Here is a 3,237-nt window from a genome sequence, read left to right on the forward strand (position 1 = left end):
CTCAAGGGCCATTACCTGGCAATGGCGACACTTGGCCTCGGCATGCTGATCAACATGGTGTTGCGCAACGAAGCGAAGTTCACCGGCGGCCCCGACGGCATGCCGGTGCCGGCCTTTGCGCTGTTTGGACTGGAGATCGCAGGAGACCGTCACTGGTACTGGATTGTCGCCGCCATCCTGGTATTCAGCGTGTGGGCCTCGCTCAACCTGATCGACTCGCCCTTCGGCCGCGCCATGCGTGCCTTGCATGGATCGGAAGTCGCGTCGCAGGTGGCCGGCGTCAACGTCAACCGCTACAAGGTAGTGATTTTCGTCATGTCGGCGGCGTTTGCCAGCCTGATGGGAAGCGTGACCGCGCACTATGTCGGTTTCGTCTCGCCCAACCTGGCCGACTTCGGCCACTCGATCGAACTGGTGACCATGGTCGTGGTGGGCGGCATGGCCTCGGTGTACGGGTCCCTGATCGGCGCCTTGCTGCTGACCGCGCTGCCACAGGCGCTGGCCACTTTCGAAGGTTGGGAGACCATCGTGTTCGGCGCCATCCTGATCCTGTGCATGATGTTCCTGCCGCGCGGCCTGGTGCCTACCCTGGCCGCCCGTTTCGGGAGGAAAAGCTGATGGCACTGCTCAGCGTATCCTCGTTGCACAAGCGCTTCGGCGGCGTCGAAGCGGTGAAGGATGTCTCGTTCGACATCGACGCCGGCATCGTCTATTCCGTGATCGGCCCCAACGGCGCCGGCAAGACCACGCTGTTCAACCTGATCACCGGCGTCTACACGCCGACCTCCGGCGAGATCCACCTGGATGGGGTGCCGGTCGGCGGCAAGCAACCCAATGAACTGGCGGCGCTTGGCGTTGCCCGCACCTTCCAGAACCTCCAGATCTGCATGAACATGGACGCCATCGAGAACGTGATGGTCGGCGCCCACCTGCGGCTTGATCGCAATCCGCTGACGGCGGCGCTGCGCTTGCCGGCGCTGGCCCGCCGCGATCGCGAGCTGAGGCAGGAGGCGGAGCAGTTGATGCGCTTCGTCCACCTTGACGCCTTCATCACTGCGCGTGCCGACTCCATGCCCTATGGCGCCCTGAAGCGGCTGGAAATCGCACGCGCCCTGGCACTCAAGCCGCGCCTGCTGTTCCTGGATGAACCGGCTGCCGGCCTGAATCCCAAGGAAACCCTCGAAGTCGATGCGCTGGTGCGAAAGATCGCCGATTCCGGCGTGACGGTCGTGCTGGTCGAGCACGACATGAAGATGGTGATGAACCTGTCGGACCGTATCCTGGTCATGGATTACGGAAGCAAGCTCACCGAAGGCACACGCGAAGAAGTGCGCCACCATCCGGGCGTGATTGCCGCCTATCTCGGCGTCCAGGCCTGAAGCCAAGGATCAGGGACAAGGGATCAGGAATCAGAAACACATGAAAGCAAGCGAGCTCATCATCAACAAAGGACTGAACACCCCGCCGGCAAGCTTGTCGGGCGATAAGGACGTCCTGCTTCGGGTACAGGGCCTGGCCAGCGCCTACGGCCGCATTACGGCGCTCAAGGGCGTCGATCTCGATGTCAGGCGCGGTGAAATCGTGGCCCTGGTCGGCGCCAATGGCGCCGGCAAGACGACACTCCTGCGCACCGTTTCGGGAGCGCAGCCGGCGACCGCAGGGCGGATTGAATTTGACGGCCAGGACATCAGCCGCTTGCGGCCGGACCAGCGCGTGCGGCTGGGCATCTGCCAAAGCCCGGAAGGGCGGCAAGTGTTCGGCCCACTTTCGATCGAGGACAACCTTCGGCTCGGCGCCTATACGCAACCCAGGCAACAGGTCGCAGGCGATCTGGAAAAAGTGTATGCGATGTTCCCGGTGCTGAAGGAGAAGCGCCAGCTGCCGGCGGGCACCCTCTCGGGTGGCCAGCAGCAGATGCTATCCATCGGCCGGGCGCTGATGGGGCGGCCGAAACTGCTGTTGCTCGACGAACCATCGATGGGGCTTGCGCCCTTGCTGGTAAAGGAAGTCTTCAACGTCATCGCCGCGCTGAAGGAGCAGGGCATCACCATCCTGCTGGTTGAACAGAACGCCTTTGCCGCGTTGGCGATTGCCGATCGCGGCTACGTGCTGGAAACCGGAACGGTCACGCTCAGCGGAACCGGAGAAGAACTGCTCTCCAGCGAGGCGGTGCGTGCCGCGTATCTCGGGATGTAGGGCTGGATTACCGGATCGATCCCCGAAAAAAAAGCCCGGCCTGAGCGGCCGGGCTTTTGCGCAACGACGATCAAGCGATCAGTCGGCCAGCGCCAGCTCTTCCCCGGCCTGGTCCACCGTGCTCAATGCGGTCGAACCATTTCTTGCATTCAATCGGGCCCGGCTCTGCTTGAGCATCGCGCTCATGTTGGCAGAGAAAAAATCGGCTGCCGTCTCCAGCCCTTCGGTACGCAGCAGCGTCAGCCCGGCTTCAATGACCGAACGGGTCAGGTCGTCGGTACCGCACAACAATTCTTCCAACTGCACGACATCCTGCAAGTCTTTTGTGTTCGTATCGAAACTGACCAGCAGACTTTCTACCTTCTTCATTACGCGCTCCAGGGTGGTTGGTTGAGAGGATAGTAAAGATGCTTGCCGTGTAGGAAAAGTCTTAGGCGCATCAGGTTTGACCTGGAGCAATAGTTCGCGATTCCGACAACACGGCGCACAGTGAATGCCCCCAGCGGGAGGCATGGACTGGGTCTTGCCCAAAAAAAAAGCCCGCTTTCAGGCGGGCTTGAAGCTGGTCACTTCCATTCCCTTTCAGGAAATTACAGTCTGCTTCACGAAGCGCGCTGCCGATAGTGTGGGTTCCACTTACAGTGCGGCGACGATATGCATGCGGGCGTTACTGGCAGGCACGTTTCTTCTCCTGGCTTATAACTGGTATTGCCAGACTAAATTGGCAGTCTGCGGTCGCATTCCCTATATTCACTACAACAGATATTCACCATCTTTCAACTTTTCAGGGAAATACCATGACCGCTACCGCTCTCCGCACTCCCGGCTTCACCAGTTCACGTACCGTGGCTTCAGCTCCGGCAAAATCCGCCGGTTACTCACTGTGGGCCCTGCTGTCCCAGTCGCTGGAAATGGCACACATTGTCGGTGAACAGGGGCCGGTCTCCACCACCCAGATGGAACAGATCCGCTCGCTTGCAGCACGCCTGTAATCAGTTCCAGGGAACTGGCCGACCCGCTGGAAACCCTTGCTGAAGTTAC

The 3,237-nt window shown here is 60.8% G+C and carries 5 protein-coding genes; 4 read left to right on the top strand and 1 reads right to left on the bottom strand.

Features of this window, described 5'->3' with window-relative positions:
- From Q7T06_RS06900 to Q7T06_RS06910, 3 genes are all read left to right on the top strand, one after another.
- Positions 1-618, top strand: a 618-nt coding sequence (locus Q7T06_RS06900) for a branched-chain amino acid ABC transporter permease (RefSeq protein ID WP_304782432.1), incomplete at its 5' end; no start/stop codon positions are given.
- Positions 615-1,379, top strand: a complete 765-nt coding sequence (locus Q7T06_RS06905) for an ABC transporter ATP-binding protein (protein WP_370652349.1) — start codon at positions 615-617, stop codon at positions 1,377-1,379. The genes Q7T06_RS06900 and Q7T06_RS06905, both read left to right, overlap by 4 nt.
- Before the next feature lie 115 nt (positions 1,380-1,494).
- Positions 1,495-2,196 (top strand): ABC transporter ATP-binding protein, encoded by a 702-nt coding sequence (locus tag Q7T06_RS06910; protein WP_304782444.1) that lies wholly within the window; start codon positions 1,495-1,497, stop codon positions 2,194-2,196.
- A 78-nt stretch (positions 2,197-2,274) separates the two neighbouring features.
- On the opposite strand, the gene Q7T06_RS06915 is transcribed toward Q7T06_RS06910, so the two are convergent.
- A complete protein-coding gene (locus Q7T06_RS06915; protein WP_304782437.1) occupies positions 2,275-2,565 on the bottom strand; it encodes a hypothetical protein in 291 nt (96 codons plus the stop codon).
- Between the two features lie 428 nt (positions 2,566-2,993).
- Here Q7T06_RS06915 and Q7T06_RS06920 point away from each other — a divergent pair, with 428 nt between their 5' ends.
- The gene (locus Q7T06_RS06920; RefSeq protein WP_304782440.1) at positions 2,994-3,188 is read left to right on the top strand and encodes a hypothetical protein; all 195 of its coding nucleotides are present in this window, start codon (positions 2,994-2,996) and stop codon (positions 3,186-3,188) included.
- Positions 3,189-3,237 lie beyond the last annotated feature (49 nt).

It is taken from the genome of Herminiimonas sp. (genome assembly GCF_030645555.1).
Taxonomy (GTDB): domain Bacteria; phylum Pseudomonadota; class Gammaproteobacteria; order Burkholderiales; family Burkholderiaceae_D; genus Oxalicibacterium.